This window comes from Streptococcus sp. VTCC 12905 (assembly GCF_049893385.1).
GTDB classification, from domain to species: domain Bacteria; phylum Bacillota; class Bacilli; order Lactobacillales; family Streptococcaceae; genus Streptococcus; species Streptococcus suis_AA.
Window position 1 is genome coordinate 1 of the sequence record NZ_JBMVJC010000032.1, and the last position, 22,323, is coordinate 22,323.

24 protein-coding genes and 2 pseudogenes are annotated in these 22,323 nt (G+C 39.0%); 6 read left to right on the plus strand and 20 right to left on the minus strand.

All coding sequences use genetic code 11. From position 1 onward, the window contains the following. From ACPC58_RS09710 to ACPC58_RS09755, 10 genes and pseudogenes are all read right to left on the minus strand, one after another. A partial coding sequence (locus tag ACPC58_RS09710) for a DNA cytosine methyltransferase (RefSeq protein ID WP_434065916.1) occupies positions 1-131 on the minus strand: 131 nt, incomplete at its 3' end. Between the two features lie 157 nt (positions 132-288). After that, on the minus strand, positions 289-1,113 hold the full coding sequence (locus tag ACPC58_RS09715; protein ID WP_434065907.1) for a replication initiator protein A: 825 nt from the start codon (positions 1,111-1,113) through the stop codon (positions 289-291). Continuing rightward, positions 1,110-1,283: a hypothetical protein gene (locus ACPC58_RS09720; RefSeq protein WP_282719336.1), complete on the minus strand. Its 174-nt coding sequence runs from the start codon at positions 1,281-1,283 to the stop codon at positions 1,110-1,112. The genes ACPC58_RS09715 and ACPC58_RS09720 overlap by 4 nt, the downstream gene beginning before the upstream one ends. A gap of 162 nt (positions 1,284-1,445) precedes the next feature. Further along, a pseudogene (locus ACPC58_RS09725) lies at positions 1,446-1,601 on the minus strand (DNA mismatch repair protein MutT); the annotation flags it as partial. Between the two features lie 56 nt (positions 1,602-1,657). Then, positions 1,658-3,691 (minus strand): ATP-binding protein, encoded by a 2,034-nt coding sequence (locus tag ACPC58_RS09730; protein WP_434065908.1) that lies wholly within the window; start codon positions 3,689-3,691, stop codon positions 1,658-1,660. After that, positions 3,684-4,742, minus strand: a complete 1,059-nt coding sequence (locus ACPC58_RS09735; protein ID WP_434065909.1) for a DNA cytosine methyltransferase — start codon at positions 4,740-4,742, stop codon at positions 3,684-3,686. Before ACPC58_RS09735 ends, ACPC58_RS09730 begins: the two co-directional genes overlap by 8 nt. A 91-nt stretch (positions 4,743-4,833) precedes the next feature. Continuing rightward, the gene (locus ACPC58_RS09740; protein WP_434065910.1) at positions 4,834-5,409 is read right to left on the minus strand and encodes an LLM class flavin-dependent oxidoreductase; all 576 of its coding nucleotides are present in this window, start codon (positions 5,407-5,409) and stop codon (positions 4,834-4,836) included. A gap of 128 nt (positions 5,410-5,537) precedes the next feature. Further along, entirely contained in the window at positions 5,538-6,791 is a 1,254-nt protein-coding gene (locus tag ACPC58_RS09745) for an ABC transporter permease (RefSeq protein ID WP_217374785.1), read from the minus strand. Beyond that, entirely contained in the window at positions 6,792-7,487 is a 696-nt protein-coding gene (locus ACPC58_RS09750) for an ABC transporter ATP-binding protein (protein WP_024396781.1), read from the minus strand. Continuing rightward, a complete protein-coding gene (locus ACPC58_RS09755; protein WP_434065911.1) occupies positions 7,468-8,631 on the minus strand; it encodes an efflux RND transporter periplasmic adaptor subunit in 1,164 nt (387 codons plus the stop codon). The genes ACPC58_RS09750 and ACPC58_RS09755 overlap by 20 nt, the downstream gene beginning before the upstream one ends. Before the next feature lie 218 nt (positions 8,632-8,849). Here ACPC58_RS09755 and gorA point away from each other — a divergent pair, with 218 nt between their 5' ends. After that, a complete protein-coding gene (gene gorA / locus ACPC58_RS09760) occupies positions 8,850-10,199 on the plus strand; it encodes a glutathione-disulfide reductase (protein ID WP_434065912.1) in 1,350 nt (449 codons plus the stop codon). 49 nt (positions 10,200-10,248) lie between these two features. Here gorA and ACPC58_RS09765 read toward each other — a convergent pair whose 3' ends face one another. Then, on the minus strand, positions 10,249-10,986 hold the full coding sequence (locus ACPC58_RS09765; protein WP_130555616.1) for a cyclase family protein: 738 nt from the start codon (positions 10,984-10,986) through the stop codon (positions 10,249-10,251). A gap of 203 nt (positions 10,987-11,189) precedes the next feature. On the opposite strand from ACPC58_RS09765, the gene ACPC58_RS09770 reads away from it, so the two are divergent. Further along, a complete protein-coding gene (locus ACPC58_RS09770) occupies positions 11,190-11,729 on the plus strand; it encodes a biotin transporter BioY (RefSeq protein WP_434065913.1) in 540 nt (179 codons plus the stop codon). Positions 11,730-11,740: 11 nt separating this feature from the next. Here the strand turns inward: ACPC58_RS09770 and ACPC58_RS09775 are convergent, their stop codons facing one another. Next, on the minus strand, positions 11,741-11,956 hold the full coding sequence (locus ACPC58_RS09775; RefSeq protein WP_171988872.1) for a YdbC family protein: 216 nt from the start codon (positions 11,954-11,956) through the stop codon (positions 11,741-11,743). 92 nt (positions 11,957-12,048) lie between these two features. Here ACPC58_RS09775 and ACPC58_RS09780 point away from each other — a divergent pair, with 92 nt between their 5' ends. Beyond that, positions 12,049-12,405: a hypothetical protein gene (locus tag ACPC58_RS09780; protein WP_217374780.1), complete on the plus strand. Its 357-nt coding sequence runs from the start codon at positions 12,049-12,051 to the stop codon at positions 12,403-12,405. 206 nt (positions 12,406-12,611) lie between these two features. On the opposite strand, the gene ACPC58_RS09785 is transcribed toward ACPC58_RS09780, so the two are convergent. Further along, on the minus strand, positions 12,612-13,898 hold the full coding sequence (locus ACPC58_RS09785; protein ID WP_217374779.1) for a peptidase U32 family protein: 1,287 nt from the start codon (positions 13,896-13,898) through the stop codon (positions 12,612-12,614). 111 nt (positions 13,899-14,009) lie between these two features. Next, on the minus strand, positions 14,010-14,939 hold the full coding sequence (locus ACPC58_RS09790) for a peptidase U32 family protein (RefSeq protein ID WP_274504639.1): 930 nt from the start codon (positions 14,937-14,939) through the stop codon (positions 14,010-14,012). 158 nt (positions 14,940-15,097) lie between these two features. On the opposite strand from ACPC58_RS09790, the gene ACPC58_RS09795 reads away from it, so the two are divergent. After that, complete coding sequence (locus ACPC58_RS09795) at positions 15,098-15,403, plus strand: DUF3270 domain-containing protein (protein WP_217374777.1); 306 nt, start codon at positions 15,098-15,100, stop codon at positions 15,401-15,403. A 24-nt stretch (positions 15,404-15,427) separates the two neighbouring features. On the opposite strand, the gene nmlR is transcribed toward ACPC58_RS09795, so the two are convergent. The 3 genes and pseudogenes from nmlR to ACPC58_RS09810 form a co-directional block, all read right to left on the minus strand. Next, on the minus strand, positions 15,428-15,838 hold the full coding sequence (gene nmlR, locus ACPC58_RS09800) for a stress response transcriptional regulator NmlR (protein ID WP_434065914.1): 411 nt from the start codon (positions 15,836-15,838) through the stop codon (positions 15,428-15,430). Positions 15,839-15,925: 87 nt separating this feature from the next. Next, positions 15,926-16,392, minus strand: a pseudogene (locus tag ACPC58_RS09805) (phage tail protein). Between the two features lie 143 nt (positions 16,393-16,535). Next, on the minus strand, positions 16,536-17,471 hold the full coding sequence (locus ACPC58_RS09810; protein ID WP_217374775.1) for a manganese-dependent inorganic pyrophosphatase: 936 nt from the start codon (positions 17,469-17,471) through the stop codon (positions 16,536-16,538). 136 nt (positions 17,472-17,607) lie between these two features. Here ACPC58_RS09810 and ACPC58_RS09815 point away from each other — a divergent pair, with 136 nt between their 5' ends. Continuing rightward, a complete protein-coding gene (locus tag ACPC58_RS09815) occupies positions 17,608-19,305 on the plus strand; it encodes a M3 family oligoendopeptidase (RefSeq protein ID WP_217374774.1) in 1,698 nt (565 codons plus the stop codon). 30 nt (positions 19,306-19,335) lie between these two features. Here ACPC58_RS09815 and ACPC58_RS09820 read toward each other — a convergent pair whose 3' ends face one another. Then, complete coding sequence (locus tag ACPC58_RS09820) at positions 19,336-19,683, minus strand: winged helix-turn-helix transcriptional regulator (RefSeq protein WP_130555611.1); 348 nt, start codon at positions 19,681-19,683, stop codon at positions 19,336-19,338. 142 nt (positions 19,684-19,825) lie between these two features. Here ACPC58_RS09820 and ACPC58_RS09825 point away from each other — a divergent pair, with 142 nt between their 5' ends. Further along, positions 19,826-20,668, plus strand: coding sequence for a VOC family protein (locus ACPC58_RS09825; RefSeq protein WP_434065915.1), 843 nt, complete (start codon positions 19,826-19,828; stop codon positions 20,666-20,668). Between the two features lie 50 nt (positions 20,669-20,718). Here the strand turns inward: ACPC58_RS09825 and pflA are convergent, their stop codons facing one another. Then, positions 20,719-21,510, minus strand: a complete 792-nt coding sequence (pflA, locus tag ACPC58_RS09830; protein ID WP_024391193.1) for a pyruvate formate-lyase-activating protein — start codon at positions 21,508-21,510, stop codon at positions 20,719-20,721. A gap of 123 nt (positions 21,511-21,633) precedes the next feature. After that, a complete protein-coding gene (locus tag ACPC58_RS09835; protein WP_274504636.1) occupies positions 21,634-21,822 on the minus strand; it encodes a dihydrofolate reductase family protein in 189 nt (62 codons plus the stop codon). Positions 21,823-22,323: the final 501 nt, after the last annotated feature.

The following is a 22,323-nucleotide window of genomic DNA, read 5'->3' on the forward strand; positions in this document are numbered from 1 at the left end:
GTCTCATAGATGGCCTTGTAAGATTTCCTCGCAAACTTGTCAATCTCACAAAAGCCAATACACTCATGGCCCTGACGGGTTAACCCCAGTCGAAAGCCTCCAATTCCTGCAAACAAATCTAAAAACTTCATGTCTCTCATTCCTTTCTGACAAAACTAAAAAGGACCTTACTTCTTGCGTAACGTCCTTGCTTAACAATGATCTTCCATTTCTGGGGCAGTGATAAGTTCAAAAATGAACCAAATCATTCCTAATCCCCAAATACCTAATAATATCCACCAAAACATCTTACTCACCCCCTTTTAGTTCTTTTAAGCGTTGGACCTTGGTCCATTCGGATAAGACGCCATTAAAGACGTATTCCGCTATCGTTTCTGTTCTGTCCGCAAACCTCATATTCTCTAAAGCGTACTGATACCGATGATCAAAATAAAGCATGGCATAATCACTAGCGGCTCGTGATAGACCAACTTGTCTCAACTGATCATGTACCAAGCCCCAAATATAATCTTTGTCGTATCTTGTGACTCGGTCTACTTTACGTTGAAAATTGTCATCGTCACTTTTCTTACTTGTTAGACTCTCTTTCTCCTCCTCGTCCTCAATGACTGACTCACTCTCTTTAGTTTCACTCATATCAGTCTCACTAACTTCAGTCTCACTAGTGGCTGAATTTAAGACCGGCCCCGGCTGATTTTGATACCCCCCTAGTGTTTTTTGAACACTACCCCCGTTTGAATTTGAGACTGGGGTAGGTTCATGTTCCAACTCCCCCAAGTAAATCTTATTGGCCATTCGTCCTTTTTCACTGGAAGATTGTTGGACTTCATCTATCAAGCCATACTCTCGCAACGTTTTCTTAATAGCCAACAACTTAGACTTGGAACAGCCAAGTAGTGCCATGAGTTTTGAGTTGGAATAGACCAGATAAATAGCCCCATCTTCATCTATCCAACCTTTACTCAAGGACAACTCTAAACGGTCTTTTAGAACAGCATAAGCAACCTTAACCTCAAGTTTCATGTCCTTGTAGCGTTCGCTCTCAAATAAGAGTTTAGGGAGCTTATAATAACGCTCTGACGTTTGATAGTGATTTGCGGTGATACGTTTCATGATTGTACCTCCAACACTAACAGGCCAACATTTCCCAACTCATCAAATTGAATGAGTCCTTTCTCCTCCATTTCAGCAACTATCCGCTTCGCTTTATTGATATCGATTCTCATGATAGCCATGAGATGACACATCACAATTTGTCGTGATGACTGTTCATTCTTTTGCATGATTTTCCTCCTGAAACTAAAAAAGCGAGAACACTTATTAAAATGTTCTCGCTAAAGCGATATTATTTATAAAATCTAAAAAATTCCTCCTTAATGACAGATTGTAGAACGCTCAAATCCTTGATTTAACAGCGTTTTAAGCACCTGACATTATTATGACACAATCCCCCCACCTGGGATCGCCCATGTTTTCTTATCCCCTCGTAACTGCATGAGAACCTTACCTTCATCATTGGCTAAAATTCCACCAGCAAAGTTCAAAATCACCTTATCATGCCCCACTTTGAAACAGATGTAGGAAATGTAGTCTTGTATCATAATCCCTTGCTTATATATATCAGTTATTTTCTTTTATCATCAATAACTTCTGATTATTAATTAGTCTCTCCCACTTCAGAGCTTAAATCTGGAATAATCTTTGCTTGTTTTTGATACTCAAGGTGGTCTTTGTACATTTTCTTAGCTTCTGCCAGGATTTTATTATATTTCAATATTGATATATTCATGCTTTCTAACATTTGTTTTTCGTCAACTGATATTTCAATATTATTTCCACTTCCAGGCAATCCTGTATCTTCAGAAAGGATAAAAATAACCTTTATCTCTTTTTCATTAATTCCTTTTAAATCAGGAACCTTTTGAATCATTGCTCGTCGATAATTCGTGACTTGATTATAAATATCCGTATAAACCACTTTAGCATATCCTTTTGCAGTATTTTTCTTTAATTCAACAATTATAGGATATTCCTCTTCCGCTACTCTTATCAAAATATCCAGAAAATTCTTTTTAAAATTATTATCTCCCAAATCTAACCTAAAATACTCTTGATTCATCAAGTAATCTGTTTCTTTAGTTTTATTTCTATCAATATTCCAATAAGGCATAATTAGCCATGGATTTTCAGAAAGATGTTCTTCAAATAGCTTTTCAGGTGTTTCAGTTTTTTCCATTAAACGTTCTAATTCTTCAATTGCTGAAAGTCTTTTCTTGATAAGATTAGCATGGTTTATATCTTCAGTTTTAGCAATATTATCCATCAATTTAAATAATAGATCAAATTGAACTTCAGCATCCGTTTCTTTTGAGAAACTGGCAATTAGTTCATCGGCTTCCAAATTATTTATTACACTTGAAATGGAGGTCACCATTGAATCTACTGCTTTCTCATCAACTGGAATATCTTCATCTAGTTTACTTGAAAGCAAATCTAAAAGCTTATTATTAAACTTTTTCTGTTCCATTGTAAGACTTGATAACCAATTTTTGTACGAATGGTTTTGCTTAATTCTTGTTGGTAATTTTTCAATTGCGTAATCTTGTCTAATTACATCCCATTGATCAATAACAAAATCTCTTACCTTATTTATATTATCAATTAATTCTTCAACTTCAGGTATTGAATCATCCAACCCTTGTCTACTTGAAGTAATAGGGTCAATTAAACTCGCTATAAAATCATCTGCTATTATTTCACCAACAATATAACTATTTGCTATGCGCGCGTTAGACTTACTCTTTAAAATATCTTCATCAGCAATTTTTCCGTTTGCTAAAATAATAATGTTAGCAAAACTAGCTCCATCTTCATTTTTCAGATCTTTAGGCCTGTTTGTAGTACCAATCCATCCATGAATATTGAGGTCTGAAAAATATTTTTCAATTTTATCATTCTTAGAATACTTTTCAAATCTTTTGGCTTTCGGAAATTTTGACTTTAATGTAAAATCTTCCTCTTTTCCAAAATAAACTAAATACTCAATTTTATCATAGTATTCATTTGCATCTAAACTAAGTTTTTTACCGTCTATTTTTAAATCAAATTGCGTTTTTGAATGATCTATGTAAAATCGTCTTGAAAGTTGTTTTTTTATATTATCTTTGGTTGCTGCTGTTATCTTTCGACGAGTAGAAGTAATTTTAACAATAAAACCTGAAGAATATTGTTTATATTCTAAGAATTCTTCTGGAAGTTCAGTTTTTTTAACTTCTACATCATAATCATTTTTACTCGTCATTTCCTTATAATTTAGTGTAAAAGTTAACCATCCTGTTTGACCAACACTTTTGGAATAAACCGTATATACATCCCCTAAACTAAATGCAGCTAACTTTCCAATGCCTTTTTTCCCCATTGGTTTTCTTTCGGTCAAATTATTAAAAGGAACCTCCTTTTGTTTTTCTGAACCAATAATAGCATACTTAGTTTCCAGCTCTTTAATACTTAATCCCTTACCATTATCAATAATTGAAATTGACTCATTTGATAAATTAATATTTACAGCTGTTGCATAAGCATCATAAGAGTTAGCAACTAATTCTGCCAAAGCAGGAGGAGTCGTCGAATATAAATTTCTACCTAAATGGGTAACAGCATTATTAGCTATTGAAAACTTTAAACTAGTCATGATAAATTTCCTCTAAATGTTTTATTATACTCTTACCAATAACTTCACCTAATTTAGGTGGTACAGCATTACCAATTTGTAATGCTACTTGTGCAATAGGATAACTTCCTCCAAGTTCAGGTTCTGTAAACAGGTAGTTCCTAGGGAATGTTTGTAACATTGCACCTTCTCTTAAACTTAATGCTCTATCTTGCTCTGGATGACCGAAGCGACCATTCCCAATTCCTGGAAATTGTGTTGTTATTGTATTCGCAGGTTGATCCCATTCTAAGCGGCCATAAACCGATCCAAAGGAAGCTCCGCTTTTTTTCTTATAAGCTTCAAGTAATAACTCCTCATCCCAATCTCTCCAAGTTCCACCTGGTTTTGACTGTTTTATCCTCTTCATATTCAATTCAGAAACATTTCTACTCCGATGCAGAGAATCTTTAGGATCAATTTCACCTGCTTTCAATTCAGGTAGGCTAGCAATTGTCTCCCTAAGTGTAGGATAATTATTTTTGTCAAACTGAGGAGGAAGTAACTTTATTTCTCCTAATTTTGAGGCTAAAAGTAATAAGCGTTTTCTTTTTTGAGGGACACCATATTCTGGAGCGTAAACCACCTTATAATCAATTGAATAATCGTTATCCTCTAAAATCTGGATAAAATTGGCAAATACTTTTTCTTTGACCATTTGCGGAACATTTTCCATAGATACAATATCTGGTTGAACATACTCAATTTGTTGACCAAAATAATCTAAAAGATCCATCTTCTGACGTGTGTTTTCATTGTTCTTATACTTATGACTATATGTCGAAAAGGGCTGACATGGAGCACAACCCATTAAAATCTTTATATCAGTATCGTCTGGATAGAGATTTCTAATTTCTTGATGATCAATTTCTTTAACATCTTTCAATATAAATCTTGCATTATTGTTAAATTCATAAGCAAATTGACTACGAGGATCTATATCATAACCAGCAACCACATTTATACCTGCTTGCTGAATACCGCAGGTCAATCCTCCAACACCGCAAAATAAATCTACAGCATTAATTTTCATGGTAATATCCTCCACTTTAAATTATACCACCATTTCTGATTTTTTACAGTATATATTTGTAGAACGCCCAAATCCTTGATTTATCAGCGTTTTAAGCACCTGTCATTATTATGACACAATCCCCTCCAGTTGCGACCCAAATTGGAAAATCTTCCTGAACAGGACGTGGATAGACCGGCTTATTATCGACGGACTGAGTGAAACGCCCATCCCACTTGAGATTTGTTTCCTTGTCAATTTCCAAAAGCATATCCAACTTTTCATCGAAGAGTTCTTCATAGTCATAGAGGTCATAGCCAAACAAGGGAAAAGACTCCGTAAAGGAACCACGACCAGCCATAATCTCTGCTCTGCCATTTGATAAAGCATCGATTGTGGCATATTGCTGGTATAGTCTCACAGGGTCCATGGAGGAAAGGATAGAAACTGCCGATGTTAGCTTGATCTGCTTGGTATTGACGGCACCAGCTGCCAGCACAATCTCAGGTGCAGAAACCGCAAAATCTTCTCGGTGATGCTCCCCAATCCCATATACATCAAGCCCCACCGCATCTGCTAGCTCTATTTCTTTGACTAGTTGGCGTATCCGCTCGTCATGGCTGTAAGTCTCGCCAGTTTTTTCTAATGGAGTTGTTTCGCCAAATGTTGAAATACCTAATTCTATCATGATGTGTTCTCCTTTGAGATCATTATTTTCTTAATTGATGCGTTTATTTTATCTCTAATTAGTGATATAGTCAATTGATTTGCTCAAAAAAGAAAAACGACTAGGATAACCTAATCGTTACTGTTGTATTACTCATAACGCAGAGCTTCAATCGGATCAAGTTTCGAAGCTTTATTGGCTGGTAATACTCCAAATACTATACCAACAACCGCAGAAAAGGCCAAGCTACCAAGTACAACTGGTATGGAGATTTCTGCCGTCATATTTTCCCCCATCACCTTTGTAGCGTTGAGAATAAACACGATAGTTTGGGCAATAGCTAAACCGATCGCTCCCCCCAGAGTAGTCAGCACCATCGCTTCAATCAAGAATTGCAGGAGAATATTTCCTCGGGTTGCTCCCAGTGCTTTTCGGAGACCAATTTCACGAGTTCGCTCAGTGACGGAAACCAACATAATGTTCATGACACCAATACCACCAACAAGCAAAGAGATCCCTGCAACTGCACCAATAAACATTGTGACACCAGCCATCTCACTTCTAAAGGAATCCAGCATAGCTGACATATCATAAATGTCATATCTTGCTTCTTTTAAGCCAGTAACTTTCGTTAAATAATCTGCTGCTGCTTGACCAACTTCCCCTGCACGACTAACATCATCTACGTGAAGATATAGACCTCGATTCTCATTTACTCCCATTTCGGTAGCCAATTGAGTGTTGGTCATAATGGCATTCCCACCAGATTTCATTCCGTAAAGGGCTGAACCAGCTTGTGGATCTGTATAGACACCAACGACAAGGTAAACGTTTTGATTTACACTAACCGTCTGGTTAAGGGCTGCATCCATACTACCAAAAAGTTTTTCAGCTAAATTGACATCTAACATCATAATGCGCGAATATCGAGAATAATCATTTGGCATAAACTTTCTACCAGCCAATATCTCTAACTCTTTCACATCAAAATAGGATTGACTTACACCATTTATAAAGACATTATCAGCTTTCTTACTTCCTGCAGACACTTCAGTAGTATTTGATAAACTAATATAGTAATTACTAATCCCATCAATTTCTAATAAGCCCTGAAGCATCGCATCTGTCAAATCAGGTTCTTCTTCCATTGACATTTCACCACCACCAATACTACCAAAAATTCCCATTGAGGAACTTTCATCCGATTCGGTGTATGGCATAAAGTAGACTTCAACATTATTTTTGTCACCAGCAAGAGCTTTTTCAATACTCTTACTCATACCAGTTCCCAAGGCAACGATAACAACAACAGCTGCCACACCAATAATAATCCCCAACATGGTCAGTAAAGAACGCATTTTATGTGCGAGGATTGATTTTAAGGCAAATTTCCAATTTTCCATTTAAATCTCCTCTCTACGTCTATCTTCAGTAATGACACCGTCTCGTAAAACAATTGTTCGTTTCGCATATGCAGCGATTTCAGGTTCATGAGTTACCATAATGATTGTCTTACCTTCATTATTGAGTTCTATTAATAATTCCATAATCTGCTGACCGGTCTTCGTATCCAAAGCACCTGTTGGTTCATCAGCAAGAATAATCGCAGGAGTATTTACTAAGGCACGCGCAATAGCTACCCGCTGTTTTTGACCACCTGATAATTCAGACGGTAAGTGGGTCATACGTTCTGCCAATTCGACCTTCTCCAGGTATTGCTTGGCCAATTTTTTTCGTTTTGCAGAGGGAACACCTGCATATATCAACGGTAATTCAACATTTTGTAATGCATTTAATTTAGACAACAAGAAGAATTGTTGAAAGACAAAGCCGATTTGATCATTTCGAACTGAAGCTAATTTTTTCTCAGATAACTGACTAACTTCCTCCCCCTCCAACCAATAATTGCCTGAACTAGAGCGATCTAATAAACCTATTATGTTCATTAAAGTGGATTTACCAGAGCCCGAAGGCCCCATAATCGCTAGAAATTCACCTTCTTCTACCTCTAAGTCAATATCTTTAAGGACTCGAAGTTCTTGATCACCATTTCTATAGGACTTATTGATATTAGTCAGCTTAATTAGCTGGTTCTTCATAGGCTTCTACCTCTTTTCCATCTTCTAAGTCCAATGTTGGGTATGAAATGACATGATCTCCAACTGCCAATCCTGTTTGCACTTCCTGATTTATCGCATCAGCATTTCCTAAAGTAACTTCTACTTTTTTAGCCTTCCCATCTACAATTGTCCAAACAAATGTCTTATCTTCCTCATAAACAACTGCTGTCACAGGAACTAATATATTTTTGCTTGTATTCACTACTTCAATATTCACAGTGAACCCTAGTTTCAAATCCCCAACTTCACTAGTTATAGCAACCTTGAAAGGATATTTTGCACCAGTTCCCCTTGTTGCACCGGCAACTGCACTAGCTTCTTGGTCTGTCGCAGGATAATTTGAAATATAGGAAATTTTCCCATCCCAAGTTTGGTCTGGATATACTTTTGTAGTCAATTTGACTGCTTGATCAGTAGCGATATTTGCCAAATCATACTCAGTTAAGTTGCCTTTTACTTGTAGACTTGCTTGATTCACGATGTGAATGACTGTTTGACTACCTGTTGCATTTTTAGAAACAGATTTATTCACTTCGACTACGGTTCCTGAAACTGTACTGGTTACTGTCGCCTCTAAAACTGCTGTGTAAGCTTTATCAACAGCCGCCTGTGCATCGGCATAGGCATCATTAAGATCAGCTAGCTGTGAATCATATGATTGTTGGGAAGTTGACTGAGTGTCTTCGCCTGTTGTAGCATCAGCTTGAACGGTTACAGTTTGATAATTCCGTTGCAACTCATCAATTTGACGCCCAACCTTATCTCGTGCACGAACAGCTGAATCAAGAGCAGATTGTAGTTCTGTACTGTCGTAACGAAGTAGAGCTGTTCCTGCTTCAACTTGGCTACCTGGCTCAACTAGAATCTCACTAATGTCGCCCTTAGAAGGGTCGTAATAAACATATTGTTCCTCAGCAGCTGAAACCACACCAGTCAATAGGGTAGATGAAGCAATTGAACCCTCTTGAACGACTTGATAACTCAAACTTGTAGGCATCGTTTCATCACTAACAGTCGACCCACCCATGACACCTGAGTACAGTAATGCTCCTCCAACGAGTGCAACAGCTGCAACACCCAATCCAGAAAACAAAGCAATTTTAGCCTTTTTTGACTTTAACATAGATCTCTCCTTTTAGTTTGTGAAAAACATACTTATTTTGTGTTAAACATATAATACACCAATACATCAATTTATGCAAGTGTTTTCCTAATTATTTTACAAAAAAGTTAAGATATGCCCACTTACACTTTTGTAAGAAATCCGTAGTGGATTTTTGATTGATACTCACAAAAACGTTACAATGAATGTAGTAAAACAATTGAGTTGGGAGGATATTCATGAAAGAATTCGATATTATTTCTATTGGTGGAGGTAGCGGAGGTATTGCAACAATGAACCGTGCTGCAATGTATGGTGCCAAGGCTGCAGTCATTGAGGCTAGTTACCTAGGAGGTACCTGTGTCAATCTTGGCTGTGTCCCTAAAAAGATTATGTGGTACGGATCTCAAATAGCAGAGGCCATTCAAAACTATGGCCCAGAATATGGCTTTACTAGTCAAGAAGTCACCTTTGATTTCTCTACCTTACGAAAAAATCGTGAGGCCTATATTGAACGTTCACGCATATCCTATGGTAATACTTTTAATAAGAATGGAGTAGAAGTAATCAACGGTTTCGCACGTTTTGTGGATAATCAAACTGTTGAAGTTAATGGCGAATTGATACGTGCCAAACATATTGTCATCGCTACAGGCGCTAGGCCTGATGTACCATCAATACCAGGGAGTGAGTTGGGAATCGTATCCGATGATGTCTTTGCTTGGGAAGAATTACCATCTTCAGTAGCGATATTAGGAGCTGGTTATATTGCTGTTGAAATGGCTGGACTCCTTCATGGACTAGGTGTTCAAACAGACCTATTTGTTCGAGGAAACCGTCCGCTTCGGAGTTTTGATACCTATATTGTCGAGGCATTAATGGAAGAAATGAATCGGACCAATCTCCCACTCCATACTGGAAAAACACCTATTAGCCTTGAAAAAACACAGGATGGTCACATCCAAATTCATTTTGAAGACGGTAGTAGCCATGTTGCTCAGCAAGTTCTCTGGGCTATCGGTCGTAAACCAAATGTAGATAAGCTCAATCTTGAAGCAACCGGTGTTCAACTCACTCCATCTGGGCATATTGCAGTCGATGAATTTCAGGAGACTGGTATTTCCGGCATTTATGCGCTCGGTGATGTAACTGGTGAAAAAGAATTGACACCTGTAGCCATCAAGGCCGGTCGCCTTCTGGCAGAACGTCTGTTTAATAATAAACCAACTGCTAAGATGGATTACAATACTATTCCAACCGTTGTCTTTTCTCATCCAGCAATCGGAACTGTTGGTCTAACTGAAGACGAAGCAATTTCCCAATACGGAAAAGATAATATAAAAGTTTATACATCAGCCTTTACCTCTATGTACACTGCCCTAGGAAAACATCGACAAATGGCGAAATTCAAATTAGTAACCGCTGGAGAAAACGAGCAGGTTGTTGGTTTACATGGTATCGGATATGGTGTTGATGAAATGATTCAAGGGTTTGCAGTGGCTATCAAAATGGGGGCTACAAAAGAAGAATTTGATGCTGTTGTTGCAATTCACCCTACAGGATCAGAAGAATTTGTTACCATGCGTTAATTCAAAAAAATCCAGACAAGGAAGATTTGATCCGTGTCTGGATTTTTTCTTAAGGTAAAATAGCTACAGCACGCACTGGTGAACCGGATGCTTTCTCCCAATGTGGAAAGGCAATTGAAATCAAGGCACCTGAGGCTGGCACCTGATCAAGGTTAGTCAGTACTTCCAATTGGTAAATATCTTTGGACAAGAGGTAGTATTCCTCCACTAGATTTCCATTATTTTTAGTAGCTAAAGCACCTGAGTCAGTATCTAATGTTTCATGCCCCACTGCTTTCACATGACGCTCTTCAATCAGATATTCCAAAGCTTCGTGACTCCAACCTGGTGTGTGTTGAATACCCTGTTCATCTAAGTTTCGAATTGCATCTTGGCTAGGCCAACGTTTTGACCAGTCGGAACGAAAAGCAATAAATGAATCTGGTGCAATAGCGCCATAGACAGCCTCAAAGTCTAAAATATCTTGTTTCGTAATCTCATAATCATGATTAGCTGCCACCGCATCCGACTTATCAATGACATAAAGAGGAAGTAGGAAATCTTTCAAATCAATTTCATCAAGATAACGGGCACCTTCAACAAAATGAACTGGAGCATCAATGTGCGTTCCATATTGTCCGACTACTGTAAATTGCTGAACAAAGAATCCGTCTTTATGTGTAAAAATTGGTCGTTTTTCTAAAGCTGGTAGAGCTGGAAAATGTGGACTTGCTTCATCAATCTGATGAGTAAGATCAACCCACTTTTTTGACTTTAGGATACGATAAATATCAAGTAATTCGGTCATAAGGAATCTCGCTTTCTTTTTTAGAATTGTAACACAACAAAAAGTAAAATAATATTAATAAATATGTTTTTACTTATATTAATTTTGTATACTTAGATATAAAGAAAAACTATATTGCTGTTACAGCCGATGAAATTCCATTGACTTTCTTTTAGATTCTCACTATAATTTTGTTAACCATAAAAAATAAAGGGGATAACAAAATGACCAAAACATCAACAAGAACACTTGTTTATATCGCTATCGGAACAGCTTTGATTGCTGCACTTTCGCAAATTAGTTTATCTATTGGCCCAGTTCCATTTACTCTCCAAACATTAGCTATTGGCTTGGTTGCTTGTCTTTACAAACCTAAAGATGCCCTTGCAAGCGTTGGATTATATCTAGTACTTGGCGCTATTGGTTTGCCTGTTTTTGCTGGTTTTTCTGGTGGATTTGCTGCACTGGTGGGTCCAACAGCTGGATTCCTCTGGGGCTTCCTACTTTATGCAGGATTAACCTCAATGGCTACCAAGGCAAATTCATCCTCAGTAAATGTATTCCTAGCTTGTTTACTTGGATCTGTAGCATGCTTTTTTCCTGGAGTACTTATTTTTAAAATAGTATCTGGTGCTACTTGGTCTGACACCATTGCTTGGACTGTTCTTCCATTTATTCTTCCTGATTTAGCAAAAATTGCACTGGTAACCATCTGCCACCGCTTATTACAACCGATCACAAAAAATGAAGCCTTCTTCGCGTAGGCTTCATTCGTTTATTTATTGGCAAATGCGTCTAGAAGAACCTGGAATTCTTCATTGCTTAGAGTAATCCCTTTTCCCATTTTGCTATGGTCCGGACTCCAAGTCCGAATATCGTATTTTGCAGGTGTACCATTAAAAGATACACGATTCAACTCTTTGGTCCATCCCTTCTCGTTTTCAGATAGGACCAATAATTTTTCTTCAATTTCAAAAGTAAATGTTGCCATTTGTGACCTCCTTCAATCATCTATTCGAAAAAACTTGTCATTTTTTAAAAAATTGGATAATATGATTATATCAAGTTTGAAAGGATTATGCCATGAAGAGATTTATCGAAGTCATTTTGGAACATGCCTCTATCTTTTTAGGCAATAGCAGAGCTTCAAAGGCTATTGAACCAGATACCAAGGAAGAAATAAAAAATAACATAGAACTTGCCTTGTACAAGAATGCTTCTATCCATGTCATCTACGGGAACCGCAGTTTTACTGGAGACATCGTCAAATACGATACGGAACGCCAACGTATTATTATGAAAAATTTCAAGCGCCAGGTGACCAGCATTATAAATATAGAAGACATCCAGAAAATTACCCTTGTTCCAGAAAGTGTAAAAACGTCCCAGCAACAAGAGAAAAAAATTGAGCAACATACCGGAAATAGAAAAAACGCATAAAATCCTGTAGGAAAACGTTGATGATATGCGTTTTTTTTTGTTAATTTATCTAATGCTCAACGAACATCAAAAGTAGAAAACAGGTCATTTTGATGAACTCTCCCATTTCCACTAGACAATGATTCTGACGGAAATCCACAACGATGCTCGACGGACACACCCTAAATCTCGAAACTGGAATGGTTGCGGATTTTTTTTGAATTGATTTATGCTCTAATAGTTAATGACTGGCCATCTTCTTGATAAAGATTGATCAAACCTGATTTGCAAGCACGAATCATGTCACCAGGATAGATTTCACGGTCTAGTTTAATGGTCAATAATTCCATTGGTTTATTGGCACGGTCGATTTTATTACCACTTGAATCATGCAGATCTTGAATCGTTGATTCAAAATGTCTGAAGCCAGGTCCATAAAATTCCACCTGGTCACCTTCATTGATCACATTACGTTGACGAATAGTTGCAGTCATCGTATCCTTATCAAATGCAACGACTTCACCAATAAACTTATACTCTGGAATTTTACGACGAGCTCCAAAGAGTTGCTCATTTTCACTTGGTGGACTGTAGTAAAATCCAGTCGCCAATTCACGCTGTGCAACCTTCCACATCTCATCAATCAAGTCTTGTTTGATGGTTTCGAATTTCTCTGGACTTTCTAGGTAAGCATCAACTGCTGCTTTATAGCAGTTTGTAACAGTTGATACATAATGAACTGATTTCATTCGGCCTTCAATCTTCAAGCTATCGATACCATTTTCAATCATATCCGGGATATGGTCTATCATACACATATCCACCGCAGACATGGAGAACTCCTCTGGTATTTCGCCCTTAATCGAACGACGTTCTTCACCAAACGGTAAGTCGTAGAGATTGTATTTCCAACGACATGACTGAGAACACCCACCACGGTTTGCATCTCGCTTGCTCATGTGGTTAGATAGGACACAACGTCCTGAATAAGAAATACACATAGCACCATGGACAAAGGCTTCGATTTCAACATCTGTGCGTTTGCGAATTTCCGCTACTTCTTCCATTGTTACCTCGCGAGCCAAAACAACGCGGGTCAAGCCCAACTCTTTCCAAAACTCAAAGGTTTCGTAGTTGGTTGACGAAGCTTGGGTAGACAAGTGAATTTCAAGACCCGGTGCCTCTGTTGCACAGATCACGATGAGGGCGGGATCAGATACAATGACAGCATCCAAGCCCATATCCCGCAATTCACGGAACCAAGCTCCTGCACCTGCTTCATTTCCTTCATGAGTTACCATGTTGGCAGCAACATAAACCTTAGCTCCACGAGCGTGGGCATATTCAATCCCTTCCCGCATCTGTTCCATACTAAAGTTCCCAGCGCGGCTCCGCAAACCATAGGCTTGACCTCCGACGAAAACAGCATCAGCACCATAATCGATGGCTACCTTCAATTTTTCCAAAGTCCCAGCAGGTGACAAGACCTCAGGACGTTTCAGTGTTTTTGACATAATTAACTTCTTTCTATTAAAGATGGCTTATGATTGAAAACCTGTGCAGATATTAGATCATTGCTTATTAGATCTATCAGCTCTGTTAGGATAGGAAAACAAATCTTAGATTTATTTGACTTTATTGCGATCAAATTCATAGAAACCAGTATCCAAACCACGTTCAGCTGGATGAAGTTTACGAACTTGTTCATCCAAAAGAAAGGCCTGATCGTAAGTAAAAGTTCCTTGCTCTAGCAACTCTTTGGCTTTAACAAATAATTTCGCGATTTCAACAAAGTTTTGACCCGGGCAAAAAATACCATCTAATTTCCAATTGCAATAACCATGTGAATAAAGTTCTGCCAACTTAGTCATCATATCAATATCATTGTTAATAAAAATATGAGTACCGTGTTTGTCCTCAAAAATAGAATAATGACTCTCTGGATCAGCAGGTTCTGCTAAAAACAAACCACGTTGACGCGATAAATCAGTCTCATCAGCCTTTACAAAATTATAATAATTTCGTAACAGAGTTCGTTTAGAATGGTGGATGACTGACGCACCATAAACCAATACTTCCGCTGGAATTTCCAAATTCTTAGAAATATCAAAAAGCTCTTCAGATGGAATTTCACGTGCCAAAACGGCTTCTACAGCTCCATGATCTTTCCAAAAATTAATTTGACGACTAGAAGTAACGAAAACTGATGTATCATAGATTAGTTTAAAATTGTAGCCATCGCGTTTATTAATATAAAACAAACCCGCATCACCAACTACTAAATAATCAACCTTTATCTCACGCATTAGCTCCATAAAAGGCTTGATATGATCCATCATATCTTGGTGCATCAATGCATTGGCAGCGACTGTTAATTCTTTGCCCGCTCCATGTACAAGCTCTGCAATTTCCCTCAGTTCATCATATGAAAAATTTGTTGGAATACGAAGAGCGTGATTCTCTTCACCTACATAAATACGATCAATGCCTGCTACTATCAGTTCTTTGACCTGTTCAATACTTTCAGCCGTTGCTGTAATGGTAATTTTCTTCATAAGATAATTATATCAAAAATGAAAATTTCTGATACCCAACTAGTTGATTTTAATATTTAGACTTTTCTAATTTATTCCTTGTAATAGTTTTGTAACATAAATGTCATAAAAACACAGTAATGTTATGGTATCCTTGTTGGAGCAGTAAAGGAGACGATATGGCACAAAGACACTATCAGTCCCATGAATACCAGTACGAAGAGTATATCCCAAAAGAGCAACAAGCAAGTTACCAAACTTATCAAGCAAGAAATACTACGAATTATCGCGTTAAAGAGTTAGTATTTTTTATCAATATTGTTTTGTTTAGCTTACTAACAGTGATTTCAAGCTATATTTACCTGTCTTTAGGTATGCCAGTTTTTGTCGCATTTACCTTAGCAAGTGTAACAGGCTTTATCGGGCTTCGTTTAATTCAGATTGGACTTAAAAAGAAATTTAGACCGAAACAGACACATAAATAGAACAAAAAATAGTAGAGCGGAGGATCATTCCCCGCTCTTTTTGCTTGCCCTTCTCCCCTCATCAAACAATTCACTTTCTTTTCCTCTTAAAATGGTTCGATAATTTTCAATTTTATAATCCAAACGGTCTAAAGCTTCCTGAATTTCCACCAATCGTGACCGCAATTCTTCCTGCTCTTCTTTTAGTAAATCGATCCGAGCTTCCACTGTACTATCTCCAGCCTGCACCAAGCTCATATACTCAATCAAGCGCTCAATCGACATACCCGCACTCCTAAAACAGCGAACAAATTCCAAGATGGCTATATCATTTTCCGCAAAGTCCCTCACTCCAGAAGATTTTCGTGCAATTTTGGGAACAAGCCCTATCCGCTCATAATAACGAATGGTATCAGCTGATAGACCAGTCACTTCACAAACTTCTTTAATGTTCATATTCATTCTCCCTTAGTTTTGTATATCTATTATATAGCTTTAAGTCAAGTATGGAGAAAAAATCTGGGTTTCCCCAGATTTTCTACCCTATAAATAATCACCCTTGACAACAAAGAAAGTGCCACGAATCTCGCCTGCTAGTTTGGAGCGTTGGTGGGCAAACTTGAATTTTCCTTCAAATTCTTTGGGTATTTCAATGCCGTCTGACAATTTGAAACAGACCGCTCGTTTGCCACCTTCTTCAAGCATATAGAGGACATTAACTGCCAAGCCATTGTCATAAAAAACAAAAGATCAGAGTATACCATCTACTTCAAGTTGGGCTACGTTGAGTGGAGTATAAGAAAAAACCATGTCCCGCTCTGCTAATACTTTCTTGATAATGGGCAGGATTTCAGGTTTCTCATCTGGTGTGTAAACCACATACTCCTCTGTTTGTATTTGTTCCAGAAGTAGCGAGCTTCATTGGCCCGCAATCCTGCAAGAACATCTGCCACTATACTTGCCTCTAAGCCTGTCGTCTCTACTTCTTTAAAATTCACTGTATATGACATGAGTTTCCTTTCAATAAAAAAAGCACCCGAAGGCGCTAGGCAATGCCAATTACCGAATCAATATGGAAGCAATGTCCTGTAAGCATAGGTTTAGTAATGCAAATCAGGGCAAACAACCACAAAGATAATCGGTAAGTGGGCAATTATGCATTAAAAGCATCTGTTAATTGCGGTACAACTTGCTTCTTCCGTGAAACGGCACCTGCAAGGAAAGCGTGGTTGTTTTCCAACTTGAAGTTAAAGGCAGCTTCCACCTTGTCCATGTTACTACCGAGCGCAACGATTTCAGAGTTTGAGTTTACGATGTCCGTAATCATCAATACGAAATCACTGTATCCTTCTGAAACGATTGCCGCTGTCATGGCAACTTCGATTTCTTCTTGACGCTCCAAAACTTCTGCAATATCAACTGTATTGACTTGGGCTACACGCACATTGCTTCCATTTAAAGCAAATGTTTTTGCATCAATATTAATCAATTCTTCTGCTGACTTGCTGGCTAGGTTGGTGCCTGCTTTCAAGAGTGCCAAGCCGTATTCTTCCAAGTTCACACCGGCAATTTCAGCCAACTCAGCCGCAACTTGTGGATCTGTTGCATGAGTAGTTGGAGATTTGAGCAAGAGTGTGTCTGAAATCAAACCTGATAAAAGAAGTCCGGCTACTTCTTTTGGAGGTGTTACTCCGTTTTCTTTAAAGGCACGGTAAACGATTGATGATGCTGAACCTACTGGCTCCAAACGCATATATAATGGATTTGCAGTTTCAAAGTTTGCAACACGGTGGTGATCAATAACAGCTGCTACTTCCACTTCCTTGATGTCTGCGATCGATTGTTGAAATTCATTATGGTCTGTCAAGATGACTTGGTTAACACCTTCTGCCTTAGCAGACTCAACCACGCGCGGTGCAGTAACTCCAAAATACTCAAGCGCAAAAGCAGTTTCTTCATTTGGTGTTCCTAATGCTACAGCTTCCGCATCACGACCAAACACTTCACGCTCCAAATGAGCCCACCCGTATGATGATGCAATGGCATCAGTATCAGGATTTTGGTGACCAAAAACTAAAAATTTAGACATGTCTACAACCTCATTTTCTAATAATCTTCTACATTTTACCATAAATAGAAAGACTTGTGAACATGGACGGGTCGGGATTTGCCAAACGTTTTCAAAAAGAGTAAGATAAAAGGTAACAATGCAAAAGGAGAACTATATGAAATTTTCAGACTATACCTACATACGTCCTGATTATACAGCGATTAAAGCGCAATTTTCTGACCTAACAGAACAGTTAGCTCAAGCTAGTGATTTGGAAACGACTCGCACACTTGTGATAGCTACTACAAAATTGCTCAACTTAATCGATACCCAGTACAATCTTTGGATGATCCGTCATACCATTGACATGAACGATGAGTTTTACAACGAAGAAACTAAATTTTGGAACGAGTATTATCCTTTATTTGAAGAATTGACAACCAACTACTATCGTGTCATTGTCCAAACACCGTACAAGGTTGAATTGGCAGATATTTTACCTGAAACTTTCTTCATGCAGGCAGAGAACAAGCTCAAGACTTTCTCATCTGATGTGATTCCCTTGTTCCAAAAGGAAAACGAATTGACCGATGAATACAGTAAATTGATTGCTGGTGCAGAGATCAATTTCCAAGGTCAGACCTACAACCTGGCCCAAATGGGGCCATTCGGTCAATCAACCGACCGTGATGTCCGCAAGGCTGCTTCTGCTGCTACAACCGCTTTCTTTGAAAGCAAGGAAGCTGATTTCGACCGAGTTTACGATGAATTGGTCAAAGTCCGCACGGAAATTGCCCACAAACTTGGCTTCAAGGACTATGTGGAATACAGCTACATCAAGATGAACCGTTTTGATTACAATCGTGATATGGTCAAGGTTTACCGTGAAGAAATCCTCAAACATATCGTACCGATTGTGCAAGATCTTCGTCAACGCCAAGCCAATCGATTGCAGGTGCCAAGCCTCAAACACTACGACCTCAACCTTGAGTTCTTGGACGGAAATGCTGTTCCTCAGGGTGACCCTGACTTTATCGTCAGCCAAGCCCAAGACATGTACCGTGAATTATCCGCAGAAACAGGCGAATTCTTTGATTTCATGATTGAGCATGAACTCTTGGACTTGAAAGCAAAACCAGGCAAAAACAGCGGTGGCTACTGTACCTATATCCCTGACTACAAAAGCCCATTCATCTTCTCTAACTTCAACGGAACAAGCGGTGATATTGATGTTTTGACCCACGAAGCAGGTCACGCTTTCCAAGTCTATCGTTCCCGTTGGATCCAAAGTCCAGAAGTTGTCTGGCCGACCTATGAAACCTGTGAAATCCACTCTATGTCTATGGAATTTATGACTTGGCCGTGGATGGACCGTTTCTTCAAGGAACAAGTCGATAAATATAAATTTACCCACTTGGCAAGCGCCCTGCTCTTCTTGCCTTACGGTGTCTTGGTGGACCACTTCCAGCACGAAGTCTATGAACATCCAGAAATGACACCAGCAGAACGTAAGGCGACTTGGAAAAAACTCCAAGACCTCTACTTGCCAGACCGTGATTATTCTGAGTCAGAAGCCCTCAACCGTGGTATCTTCTGGTACCGTCAAGGGCACATCTTTGCTAGCCCATTCTACTACATTGACTACACCTTGGCCCAAGTCTGTGCCCTACAATTCTGGAAACGTACGCAGGTAGATCACGATGAAAATGCTTGGGAAGACTACATCCGCATCTGTGATTTGGGCGGCACCAAGTCCTTCTTGCAAGTGGTTGAAGCCGCAAACCTCCAATCACCGTTCAAAGAAGGCGCCCTTGAAAGCACAGCCAAAGCTGCCGCTGATTGGTTAGATGCAGTTAAGGATACCGACTTATAAAAATACAAAAATCTGAATGAATCAAGTGGCTCATTCAGATTTTTTTGATTTGACAAAGTTGATGTATTTATCCCCGAAAGTTTCAATTTGCTCCAAGACCAATCTAAATTCCTGACCAATCTCGCTCAGTTCATACTCGACCTTTGGCGGTACTTGTGCATAGACCTTGCGTGTGATTAAGCCATCTTCTTCCAATTGACGCAACTGCTTGGTTAAGGTTGCTTGTGAAATGCCAGTCAATCGACGATGCAATTCATTAAACCGAATCGGTCCGTCCTCAATATGATGCAATAATAAAATATTCCATTTTCCAGACAAGACTGTCTGTGTAGCTAAATAAGGACAGGCATAGATATTATTGATATGATATTTTGGCATGTTTTTCCTCCCTCTTTCTATTGAAAATACCCATTACTTTAGAAAAAAATAGTAACCATTTTATAAAATCGTACTTGTGTTTTTTAATGTATCTGTTACAATCATACCATAAACTAAATGAATAAGAAAGTCAGGAATTACGATGTACAACTCACATTTTGAACTGGGCCATGTCGCCCTCAACGTCCGCGATTTAGAACTCCAAAGCCAGTTTTACCAACAAGTCTTGGGGCTGAAAGTCCTCTCCCAAAGCCCTAAACAGATTGACCTTGGCGTTGAAAAAAACATCCTTATCCGCCTGATTCAGACAGAGCAGAAAGACGAAGTCCACCACAGCTACGGACTCTACCACTTGGCCATTGTCCTACCTAGCCGCGAAGACCTTGGGACCATTTTTCGCCACTTTATCGACAATAAGATTCCCCTCCAAGGGGCCAGCGACCACGGTTACAGCGAAGCCATTTACCTAGCCGACACCGAAGGCAATGGCGTTGAGATTTACCGCGACCTGCCTCAAGACACTTGGGATGTCCGCCCAGACGGCCGCATCGTCGGCATTACTGAGCCTATGGATGCTGAAACGATCTATGCTTTAGGGAAAAAAGCTGACGCAGCCTATCAAATGCCAGCTGGCAGTCGCATGGGGCATGTCCATCTGTCTGTCCGAGAAAGCGCTGCTTCTAGCCGGTTTTACCAGGAGGTCTTAGCTATCGAGGATAAATTCTCCGTCCCATCTGCAGCCTGGTTAGCTTCCGGCGACTACCATCACCACCTAGCTGTCAACGAATGGGGAGGAAAAAATCTGAAAACCAGACAAGAAGGCATGCCAGGACTTGCCTACTATACGGTCATCTATTCCAATCCAGAAGCTTTTGAAGCAACCTTGAATCGTGCCATTGTTGCAAACCTAAACCTTCACAGACTAGACAATAGCGCAGCCTTTGTTGATGTGGATGGCATTAAAACAAAATTAATCTTAGAATAAAAAAAAAAACAGGAAATGCTCCGGCACTTCCTGTTCTTTTTTTTAGTATTTTATCCCTTAATTCGATTCAGATATTCTTGATAAGTTTCAGTCTCCATCAAGGCTTTAGCATTTTCCACTCTAGCTCGTGTTGGAGGTTTTGTTCCCTCAAGTGGATATGGACGACCAAGTTCACGCCACTTAAATTCACCAAGATTGTGGTATGGCAATACCTCAAAACGTTCTACATTGTTTAAAGTTTTGACAAATTTACCAAGCTCAATCAAATCTTCATCTCGATCAGTTAAATTTGGTACCAAAACGTGACGAATCCAAACAGGTTTTCCAATGTCGGATAAATAACGAGCACATTCCAAAATGGTTTTATTACTGTGTCCAGTCACAACTCGGTGTTGTTCAGGATTTATTTCCTTAATATCAAGAAGCACCAAATCTGTCACTTCCATGAGACGATTGTATTTTTCCAAATATCGCTCCGTTGAACGGAAGGTTAAGGCACAGGTATCCAATGTGGTATGGATGCCTTTTTCTTTTGCAAGAGTGAATAACGCAATCAAAAAATCAATCTGAATGGTAGCTTCACCACCAGAAACAGTTATTCCGCCTTCCTTTCCCCAAAACATACGAAACCGAAGTGCCTCATTTAACACATCCTCTGCAGTACGCTCCGTCGCAGCAGGGTTGACCAAATCCCATGTATCTGGATTGTGGCAATATTGGCAACGCATATGGCAACCTTGCATAAAGACAACAAAACGTACACCAGGACCATCAACGGAACCAAAACTTTCTGTTGAATGAACCAAACCAGTTACTTTACGATAATCAACCTCTGTCATAATCTTTCCCTCACAACTTTATGCCTCTAGTATAACACAAAAATGGAAACGCTTCTATTATTGACTATCTGCTTCATTCGGCAACTCTCTATCCTTTCGTATCCGGTATGTCAGTCCAAGCACTCCCTATTCCATTATTTGAGTGTCTACTAATTCAAGGTGCTCTTCTATCCCTTCAAACAATTGTAGGCCACTCCCAAAAATGACTGGCGACACAGTCAATTCCAAAACATCAACTACGGTTTCTTTCAGGAGAAATTTAGTCAGACGAGGGCTTCCTAAAACTAAAATATCGCTAGCATTTTCTGTTTTCAAATATCGAATTTTTCGGTAATCTGTTCATGAATCAAAGTTGAATGATTCCATGCAGTTTTTTGTAACGTTCTTGAACAAACAATTTTTTCAACAGCGTCTATCCAGGCAGCATGAGCACGTTCATGCTCACTTCCTTCTCCTCATTGTTCAACATATTTGGCCAATACTGGTACACCATCTCATAGGTTGCTCTTCCCCATAATATCGTATCTGCATTGGCAGTCACCTGTTTGGCAAACTGCTCAAGTTCTACATTCTAGTGGACAAAACCAATGTCCATAGCCCCATTTGGTCCATCAGCAATCCCATCCAAGGATGTGTGTAAAAAACAACTAAATTTCTCATCCAATCTTCCTCTATCATTCATTTTCTAAAGATTAGTGTAACATATTTACAAGACGATGCTCAATGATAATGTTGATCTTGAATGTGTCTGTTTTTAGGAGAAACTGAAAAAGCATCAAGAGAACGAAAATTAAGACCGAAACACTTGGACTTTTT

Coding starts and splice junctions, on each gene's coding strand:
- ACPC58_RS09740 (WP_434065910.1), bottom strand. CDS start 5,409: ATGATAGAATTAGGTATTTCAACATTTGGCGAAACAACTCCATTAGAA.
- ACPC58_RS09755 (WP_434065911.1), bottom strand. CDS start 8,631: ATGTTAAAGTCAAAAAAGGCTAAAATTGCTTTGTTTTCTGGATTGGGT.
- ACPC58_RS09720 (WP_282719336.1), bottom strand. CDS start 1,283: ATGCAAAAGAATGAACAGTCATCACGACAAATTGTGATGTGTCATCTC.
- ACPC58_RS09765 (WP_130555616.1), bottom strand. CDS start 10,986: ATGACCGAATTACTTGATATTTATCGTATCCTAAAGTCAAAAAAGTGG.
- ACPC58_RS09745 (WP_217374785.1), bottom strand. CDS start 6,791: ATGGAAAATTGGAAATTTGCCTTAAAATCAATCCTCGCACATAAAATG.
- gorA (WP_434065912.1), top strand. CDS start 8,850: ATGAAAGAATTCGATATTATTTCTATTGGTGGAGGTAGCGGAGGTATT.
- ACPC58_RS09820 (WP_130555611.1), bottom strand. CDS start 19,683: ATGCCAAAATATCATATCAATAATATCTATGCCTGTCCTTATTTAGCT.
- ACPC58_RS09785 (WP_217374779.1), bottom strand. CDS start 13,898: ATGTCAAAAACACTGAAACGTCCTGAGGTCTTGTCACCTGCTGGGACT.
- ACPC58_RS09780 (WP_217374780.1), top strand. CDS start 12,049: ATGAAGAGATTTATCGAAGTCATTTTGGAACATGCCTCTATCTTTTTA.
- ACPC58_RS09825 (WP_434065915.1), top strand. CDS start 19,826: ATGTACAACTCACATTTTGAACTGGGCCATGTCGCCCTCAACGTCCGC.
- ACPC58_RS09815 (WP_217374774.1), top strand. CDS start 17,608: ATGAAATTTTCAGACTATACCTACATACGTCCTGATTATACAGCGATT.
- ACPC58_RS09730 (WP_434065908.1), bottom strand. CDS start 3,691: ATGACTAGTTTAAAGTTTTCAATAGCTAATAATGCTGTTACCCATTTA.
- ACPC58_RS09810 (WP_217374775.1), bottom strand. CDS start 17,471: ATGTCTAAATTTTTAGTTTTTGGTCACCAAAATCCTGATACTGATGCC.
- ACPC58_RS09715 (WP_434065907.1), bottom strand. CDS start 1,113: ATGAAACGTATCACCGCAAATCACTATCAAACGTCAGAGCGTTATTAT.
- ACPC58_RS09750 (WP_024396781.1), bottom strand. CDS start 7,487: ATGAAGAACCAGCTAATTAAGCTGACTAATATCAATAAGTCCTATAGA.
- ACPC58_RS09735 (WP_434065909.1), bottom strand. CDS start 4,742: ATGAAAATTAATGCTGTAGATTTATTTTGCGGTGTTGGAGGATTGACC.
- ACPC58_RS09770 (WP_434065913.1), top strand. CDS start 11,190: ATGACCAAAACATCAACAAGAACACTTGTTTATATCGCTATCGGAACA.
- ACPC58_RS09790 (WP_274504639.1), bottom strand. CDS start 14,939: ATGAAGAAAATTACCATTACAGCAACGGCTGAAAGTATTGAACAGGTC.
- ACPC58_RS09775 (WP_171988872.1), bottom strand. CDS start 11,956: ATGGCAACATTTACTTTTGAAATTGAAGAAAAATTATTGGTCCTATCT.
- nmlR (WP_434065914.1), bottom strand. CDS start 15,838: ATGAACATTAAAGAAGTTTGTGAAGTGACTGGTCTATCAGCTGATACC.
- ACPC58_RS09795 (WP_217374777.1), top strand. CDS start 15,098: ATGGCACAAAGACACTATCAGTCCCATGAATACCAGTACGAAGAGTAT.